This window comes from Binatus sp. (SeqCode), assembly GCF_050013435.1.
Lineage (GTDB): Bacteria > Desulfobacterota > Binatia > Binatales > Binataceae > Binatus.
Genome location: NZ_JBEKFG010000112.1, coordinates 1 through 7,031, shown reverse-complemented (window position 1 = coordinate 7,031; position 7,031 = coordinate 1). Strand labels below are relative to the sequence as shown.

Here is a 7,031-nt window from a genome sequence, read left to right as displayed (position 1 = left end):
GCTGCGCAACGTGTCGGCGGGCGTCGTCGGGCTGGACCATGACGGCGTCGTCACCACGATCAATCCATGCGCCGAGCGGCTGCTCGATCTGAGCGCCGCCGCCGTCATAGGCCGCAACTACCAGGGCGCGTTTCCACCCGCGCTAGCCCGCGTGCTCGACGACGTGTTCGCCTTCGCCACGCGTCCCCGCGAGGCCCGCTCGACCGTCAAATTCGAAGCCGCAGGTGGCGAGACCGAGTTGATGATGACCGCCAGTCCGCTGGGCGAGGCCCCCGGCGAGCCGGCCGGAACGGTGCTGTTCTTCGAGGACGTCAGCCAGATCGCGAAGGTCGAGCGGATGGAGGCGTGGCGCGAAGTCGCGCGCCGAATCGCGCACGAAATCAAAAATCCGTTGACGCCAATCCAGCTTTCAGCCGAACGGCTTCGGCGCCAGCTCGGCGCGCGTCCGGGAATCGAATCCGCGCTGGTCGAGGAATGCACGCGAACGATCATCGGCGAAGTCGAGGATCTGAAGCGGCTGGTCAATGAGTTCTCGGCGTTCGCACGGATGCCGCATCTGAACCCGGTTCCCGGTGACATCAACGCGCTGGCCGGCGAGACCGTCGCGAATTTCCGCGCGGCGCATCCCAACGTCGAGTTCACCCTCGCGCTCGACCCCGCGATTCCACTCATCCCGATCGATCGCGAAGCGATGAAGCGCGCGCTGGTCAACCTGCTCGACAACGCGGTCGCCGCGGTCACCGCCATCAGTCATAACGGCGCCGGTCCGTTGATCGAGGTGCGCAGCCATCGCCGGCCCGACAATTCAATCGTAACCCTCGAGGTCGCGGACAACGGCCCCGGCATCGATCCGCGCCTGCGCACGCGCATTTTCGAGCCCTACTATTCGGGCAAAAAGGGCGGCACCGGGCTGGGCCTCGCGATTGTTTCCGCGATCGTTACCGACCATCACGGCTTCGTCCGCGTCACCGACAACCAGCCGCGGGGAAGTAGATTCGTGCTGGAGTTTCCTGTAAAAGACCTACAATTCGCAAAGGCGACCGGCTGATGCGATCCTTACCGCGCTGCAACGAAACGCGATTCCCGGAGAAAATTTAACGTGAATGAGACCGTGTTGGTGGTCGATGATGAGGAGCGGATTCGGTCTGCCTTGCGCGGAATCCTGAGCGATGAAGGCTTCCGGGTGGTCGATACCGGCGACGCCCCCGGTGTGATGGACCTGATTGCGCGCGAGAGTCCCGCGATCGTTCTGCTCGACGTCTGGATGCCCGATGTGGACGGCATCGAGTTGCTGCGGCGGATCAAAGCCGAACAGCCCCGCGTCCCGGTGATCATGATTTCAGGCCACGCCAATATCCAGAGCGCGGTCGCGGCGACCAAACTAGGCGCCGCCGATTTCATTCAGAAGCCGTTCTCGGTCAGCGGATTGCTCGCTTCGATCGCGCGGGCGCTCGAAGGCGACTCCGCCGGGCCCGATCCGTCCAACCCGCGCGGCCTCAGCGCGGAAGCGCGCGCCGCCGGGCGCAAGGCCATCCGCGCCGGCGCGACCCCGCAGCGAACCGTCGCGCGATCGATCGTGATGGGCGGGCAGGGGCTTCACACCGGGCTCAAGACCGGCGTCATACTGCATCCCGCGCCGCCGGGATTTGGAATCGTATTCACATCGCTCGCCGACGAGACTGCTATTCCGGTCCGCTTCGAGAACGTCACCGACACCGGCTACAACACCACGCTGACCAGCGGCGGCCGCTCGGTCCGCACCGTCGAACATCTGCTGTCGGCGCTGCACGCGTTTGGAATCACCAACCTGCTCATCAAGACTGACGACGAAGTACCCGCGCTCGACGGCTCGGCGCTCGAGTTCTGCAAACAGATTGGTGAAGCCGGACTTGCCGAGCAGGACGCGACCGTCGAACCGATCAGAATCAAACACAAGATCATCATCGGAGAGGAAGGCGCGGGCCTCGAGTTTATGAAGGCCGAGCCCGCCGACCATCTGATCATCGACTACACGCTCGATTACCCGAAACCGATCGGCATTCAGCAGTTGCACTTCGAACTCACTTCGCCCGACGCATACACCCGCGAAATTGCACCGGCGCGCACCTTTGGCTTCGTGCGCGAGTTCCGCAAGCTCGCCGAATATGGCCTTGCCAGCGGCGGCCGCCTCGACAACTTGATCCTTGTCGATGACGACAAAGTCGTGAACACCACGCTGCGCTTCCCCGACGAATTCGCGCGCCACAAGGTCCTCGATCTGATGGGCGATCTGTACCTGCTCGGGCGCCCGCTGCATGCGCATGTCACCGCGTCGAAGACCGGGCATTCCGACAACCTCGCGATGGTTAAGGCGATCTACGCGTCGCTGCCGAGCTGAACCGGGCGCCAATAGCCGCGCCGCTTGATCTGATCGCGCAAACCGCCCGCATGAACCTCAAGGGAAAAGTTGCCCTGGTAACCGGCGCGGGCCGCCGCGTCGGACGCGCGATCGCGATAAAATTTGCCGGCCGCGGCGCTTCGGTCGCGGTTCACTATCGCAGCTCGCAGGCCGAGGCGGACGCAGTCGTCGCTGAGATCGCCGGGATGCGCGGCAAGGCGCGGGCATTCCGCGCCAATCTCGACAACGTCGCCGAAATCGAGCAGATGATCGCGGGCGTGCTCGACGCGTTCGGCCGAATCGACATCCTCGTCAACTCCGCTTCGGTCTTCGCGCGCAAACCGCTTCAGAAAATCACCGAGCGCGACTGGGACACAACTCTCGATACCAACCTGAAAGCGCCGTTCTTCCTGTCGAAGTTCGCCGGCGCAGCGATGCGCCGGGTTGGCGCGGGGAAAATCGTCAACCTCGGCGATTGGGCCGCGACCCGCCCGTACAAGGACTACCTGCCGTACTCGGTGTCGAAGAGCGGGCTGATTGGGCTGACGCGGGCGCTCGCCAAAGAACTTGCGCCCGAGGTTCAGGTGAACTGCATCGCGCTGGGGATGGTGGCGCCGCCCGAGGAATACAGCAAGCGCGAAGTAGCGCGGCTGGTCAGTCGCACGCTGACAAAAAAAATGGGCTCGCCGGAAGACGTCGCCCGCGCCGTGATCTTCTTTTGCGAGGCCACCGACTTCGCCACCGGCGCGACGCTGGCGCTCGACGGCGGACGCCTCCTCGTCTAGAAATCGACCGCTCGCTGCGCTTTTTGTGTCATTCCGACCGGAGTTTGCGCACCGTACCTCGCCGCCTCTCCCCATTACTTTTCTAACAGGCCGTCAGCCCGCATCTTTCCCACGTGTCATTCTAGAGCGAAAGCTGCTGTAGCGAAGAATCCCGGATCCGGGTTCCTTCTGTCGCGCTCAGGATGACACAAGAAAAGTTCTAACAAGGCGATGCCCGCATCTTTGTTTTAACACTGGATGCAGGGCTCAGTCCGTCCATCGCGTAGTCGCGAAAAGATGCGTTGCGCAGATTTTCGCGTCCTCTCACTGCGGGTGCAGGGGCTGCATCCCCTGCCGCCCACCGCGCAGGTGATTCTTCCTTCATGCTGCGCGCGACAACGGAGCGCGGCCTTAACACTGGGTGCAGGGGTCACCCCTGCCCTGGCGGATTCTTGAATTCGACCTTCGCGCCCTTGGCGATTTTCTTGATGAGCGCCTTCACCACCGCGTCCTCATTCTCGTCGAGGATGAACATCGCGACCTTCGCCTTCACCTCGGCCAGCGGTGCAATCGTCTCGCCGCGCCGCGAAGTCACCTTGATAAAGCTGTAGCCGAGATTCGACTGGAGGATTTGCGTCACTTGTCCCACCGGCGTCGCGAACACCATCTTGTCCACCACCGGCGGCAGCTGCCCGGGCCGAAAGTAGCCCAGCTCTCCGCCCTTGGCCGCGGATTCCGTGTCCTCGGAGTTTTGCTTGGCGAGCGCGGCGAAGTCCTTGCTCTTGAGCGCCTGCTTGTAGAGCTTGATTATTTTTTCTTGCGCCGCTTTCTTCTGCGCGTCGGTCGCGTTGGGCGGAAACTTCACGGCGATATGCGCGATCTGCACTTCGCCGGGATCCTTGACGAACAGATCGCGATGCTCGTCGTAGTAATCCTTGATCTGCGCGTCGGTGGGCTGCACGTGATGCGCGCGGAATTCGTCGTCGAGCATTTTCTCGATCAGCATCGACCCCCGCACCGCCCTCATCAACTGCGCGTCCGGGGCGCCGTTCTGGGGGACGGTCTGGCCTTCCGCGCCTCCAATCTGGAACTCGCGCGCGTGCTGCGCCACTTCGGCATCGGGAAAAGCGATCTTGCGTTTCTGCGCCTCCTGCAGCAGCAGTTCGCGGTTGATCAGATTCTCGCCCGCATCGCGGAACACCGCCTTGGATTCTTCGGTGCTGGTTGCGTTGATCATCTGCGCTTCGGTCTTCGCGTAATCGGCGATTTCCGCCGCCGTAATCGGAGTGCCGTTGACTGTTACCACCACCGGGTCTTTCGGATCGGGCTTGACCAGCGGAATGATGCCGAGGAAGCGTTGTTGCCAGGAGAGCCCCGACTGACCCAGTTGCGCGTAAACTGGCTGCGCGGTTGCGGCAACGAAAGCGATTCCGAGCGCGACAATCAGGCAGGCAATCGGTTTCTGGCGCGAGCTTGGATGGCAAATGTGCATCAATTCAAAACTCCCGGTCGGTCCCCGTCCGGCGACGGCAACCGCATCGATGAACTCACGGCGTATACTCGGATGCGCCTCGGCGTCAAGGGAAATGTTTTGATTCACGGCCGCATCCTGCCAGGGGGAGATTCGCGATGGCGCAATTGCGCACGGTGAGCATGGTCTTCGCGATAGTCGCAAGCGTCGTCGCGATAACCGCGGGCTTCATTCTGTTTTTTCTGTTCGAGCCGCCGTTTCTCGCGTCGATTTTTCTCGCCTCTGCGCTAATCGCGATCGGATGCTTCCTGCTGGCGGGCATCGCCGCTTACTTCGGCCCCTGAGCCGCGCGCGGGGGAGCGGACCGCTGCGCGCGGGGTTTTTCACTGGTCGCGGCGGCGACGGCGCAGGGTAAATCGCGAAATCCCGAGGACGGGCTTTCGCTCTCAGCCTTGAGAGAAAAGGACGCTTCGGCGGACTTTTCGATTAACATATTAGCATTGGGTGCAGGGGTCACCCCTGCCGCGCGGGCTCTTCCATGGCGTAGTCGCGAAAAGATGCGCTGCGCAGATTTTCGCGTCTTCTCACTGCGGGTGCAGGGGCTGCAGCCCCTGCCCAAGGAAGTGTGAAACCCACGGTGGGTTTCACATTTAACTAAGTGCATTTTCTCCCCTGCGGAATCTCGACGAGCGCATACGCGGTTCGGCACGGCGGCCCCGGCGCGAAGTAGTGCGCGATTTCAGGCGTATCGCCGCGCATGAAGATCAGGCTCGACGAGCGAGTGCCGTAATTATCGAGATGCAAACATAGCGCATTGGGCCGTCCGCCGGCGGCGGCGCCGATTCGCGAGTCGAGTTGGGTATTATGGTCGGCCAGGATCGCCGCCAGCGCGCCGCGCTGTCCGATCGGATCGCGCTGGAAATCGGCGCGATTGCCGAGCTCTGCGAACTTACCATACGACGCGCTTATTTTCGGGCATTCGAAATCATCCACGTCGAGATTGGTCAGCAGATGCAGCCCGGGCTTGAGCGCTACAACTTCGATCGAGGCGCCGCGGTTGTAAGCGACGAACCCCTCGGTCCGCGAGACCATCAGCAGGTTGAATGGATTGTAGTCGGAGCCGCGCTCGCGGGCGGCGAACTCGGCCGCTTCCGCCGCGGTCCGGCGCCGAAGCGCGTCCAGGCACAGCCACCCGCGCGATCGCGCATCCGGATTGCCGCCGTTGGCGGCGCGGCGATTGAGCAGCCCCGCGACGACTCCATACTCGCTGATTCCGAGCCAGGTGCCTCCCGCCTTGAGGTCTTTGCCGCCGACCACGTGCGGCTTTTCGAGCAGGGTAGTCGGCTCGCCGGCGGCGCGATCGAGGAATTCATCGCGATTCGCGGCGATCACCACCGGAAATTCGCGTGCCGCCTGAAAGTAAATTGCCAGCGTGCACATCGATACAAAATTGGCAGTCCGCCGGGTGCCCGCACAAGACCCCATCCTCGCCAGCGGCCCGCACACTTGCTGTATGCTAGTGTATACAGCACAATACGAGCATGTCGGATGTAATGACGATCCGGGTTGACCGTAAGACGAAGAGCCGGCTTGAAAAACTCGCCAAGGCGATGGAGCGGACCAAGTCCTACGTCGCGGCCGAGGCAATCCGTGCTTACGTCGATTTGAACGAATGGCAAATCACGGAGATCAGAGCCGCGCTCAAGGAGGCTGATGCCGGTGACTTCGCAAGTGAAGCAGAAGTCCAGGCGGTGAAGAGGAAGTGGAGGCGCGGTGCGGGTCAGATGGCTTAGGCGCGCGCTGCGGAATCTCGACGAGGAGGCCGAGTACATCGCACGCGATGACCCCGATGCGGCGGCGCAAATGGTGGACCGAATCGCGACTAGCGTCGAGCGGCTTGCCATCCATCCGGCCCTGGGCCGAACCGGACGGGTTCCGGGCACCCGCGAGCTGGTGGTGAGCGCGACGCCGTACATCGTTCCGTACCGGGTGCGCGGTGAGACCGTCGAAATCCTGCGCGTCTTTCATGGCGCCAGAAAATGGCCCGAAAAGTTCTAAGCGCCACTGCTTCGTGATTCGTTCTCCTGAACTAAAAAACGTTTCACGTGAAACGTTTTTCTGAAAACCTCAGCCGCACAGCACCATTTCCGACCACTTTTGAAAAAAGTGACTGCCATTGCACCTGCCTGCTCTTAACATTAGGTTCCGGCGTCACCACTGGCCGTGGCGATGGCAGCCCAGTAGTGAACCGTTGGCAGGGGCGCGACCGCCAACGGCGGGCGGCCTTTACATTGGGTGCAGCGACTGTGTTGATAGTCAAGCGGGATTTGGGCATGGAGCACTCCAATGAGTGCGATGTTTAAGCATCGCATTGAGGATGGTTATGAGTTTGCGCATGCAGGCGACCAGCGCGAGCTTC

Annotated in this window: 8 protein-coding genes and 1 pseudogene; 6 read left to right on the top strand and 3 right to left on the bottom strand. The window is 62.3% G+C overall.

Annotated features, from left to right (window positions below; genetic code table 11):
• The 3 genes from ABSB13_RS16200 to ABSB13_RS16190 all read left to right on the top strand — a co-directional run.
• On the top strand, positions 1-1,048 hold a 1,048-nt coding region (locus tag ABSB13_RS16200; RefSeq protein ID WP_428110322.1), incomplete at its 5' end, for a sensor histidine kinase.
• Between the two features lie 51 nt (positions 1,049-1,099).
• Positions 1,100-2,377, top strand: a complete 1,278-nt coding sequence (lpxC, locus tag ABSB13_RS16195) for a UDP-3-O-acyl-N-acetylglucosamine deacetylase (protein ID WP_428110320.1) — start codon at positions 1,100-1,102, stop codon at positions 2,375-2,377.
• 50 nt (positions 2,378-2,427) lie between these two features.
• Positions 2,428-3,162 carry an SDR family oxidoreductase gene (locus ABSB13_RS16190; RefSeq protein WP_428110319.1) on the top strand — a complete coding sequence of 245 codons (735 nt, stop codon included), beginning with the start codon at positions 2,428-2,430 and terminating at the stop codon, positions 3,160-3,162.
• A gap of 409 nt (positions 3,163-3,571) precedes the next feature.
• Here ABSB13_RS16190 and ABSB13_RS16185 read toward each other — a convergent pair whose 3' ends face one another.
• Positions 3,572-4,741 carry a peptidylprolyl isomerase gene (locus tag ABSB13_RS16185; protein ID WP_428110318.1) on the bottom strand — a complete coding sequence of 390 codons (1,170 nt, stop codon included), beginning with the start codon at positions 4,739-4,741 and terminating at the stop codon, positions 3,572-3,574.
• A gap of 29 nt (positions 4,742-4,770) precedes the next feature.
• Here ABSB13_RS16185 and ABSB13_RS16180 point away from each other — a divergent pair, with 29 nt between their 5' ends.
• On the top strand, positions 4,771-4,956 hold the full coding sequence (locus tag ABSB13_RS16180; protein ID WP_428110316.1) for a hypothetical protein: 186 nt from the start codon (positions 4,771-4,773) through the stop codon (positions 4,954-4,956).
• Between the two features lie 310 nt (positions 4,957-5,266).
• On the opposite strand, the gene ABSB13_RS16175 is transcribed toward ABSB13_RS16180, so the two are convergent.
• A complete protein-coding gene (locus ABSB13_RS16175; protein WP_428110315.1) occupies positions 5,267-6,052 on the bottom strand; it encodes an NRDE family protein in 786 nt (261 codons plus the stop codon).
• 101 nt (positions 6,053-6,153) lie between these two features.
• Between ABSB13_RS16175 and ABSB13_RS16170 the strand changes: the two genes are divergently transcribed.
• Both ABSB13_RS16170 and ABSB13_RS16165 read left to right on the top strand, forming a co-directional pair.
• Positions 6,154-6,405, top strand: a complete 252-nt coding sequence (locus ABSB13_RS16170) for a CopG family ribbon-helix-helix protein (protein WP_428110313.1) — start codon at positions 6,154-6,156, stop codon at positions 6,403-6,405.
• On the top strand, positions 6,386-6,670 hold the full coding sequence (locus ABSB13_RS16165; protein WP_428110311.1) for a type II toxin-antitoxin system RelE/ParE family toxin: 285 nt from the start codon (positions 6,386-6,388) through the stop codon (positions 6,668-6,670). The genes ABSB13_RS16170 and ABSB13_RS16165 overlap by 20 nt, the downstream gene beginning before the upstream one ends.
• Positions 6,671-6,928: 258 nt before the next feature.
• On the opposite strand, the pseudogene ABSB13_RS16160 reads toward ABSB13_RS16165, so the two are convergent.
• Positions 6,929-7,031, bottom strand: a pseudogene (locus ABSB13_RS16160) (IS110 family transposase); the annotation flags it as partial.